We start from the raw sequence: 248 nt of genomic DNA on the forward strand, positions 1-248 counted from the left end.
TGAGAGTGTTAAAGATACCCAGTCTGTAGACCTTGTTATCAAACTGGAAGAGTGGGACAGAGATAAAGAATATGACCGTCTGGGACTTCATGAAGAGTACACAGAGTATCTTGGAAATAAAATCGTATGCCATTCTCTTCCGATTCGCCCTGGCCGTAACCTGGCTATCATTGTTGAATCTGCGGAAGTCAACCACAGACAGAAGAAGATGGGCTACAATGCGGCAGAAGAGCTGTACAAGCGTGTTC

Annotated in this window: 1 pseudogene; it reads left to right on the plus strand. The window is 45.2% G+C overall.

Annotated elements, in window-relative coordinates:
- A pseudogene (locus tag JDS81_RS30010) lies at positions 1-248 on the plus strand (HPr(Ser) kinase/phosphatase); the annotation flags it as partial.

Source organism: Bacillus cereus group sp. N31 (assembly GCF_016483245.1).
GTDB classification, from domain to species: Bacteria; Bacillota; Bacilli; order Bacillales; family Bacillaceae_G; genus Bacillus_A; species Bacillus_A toyonensis.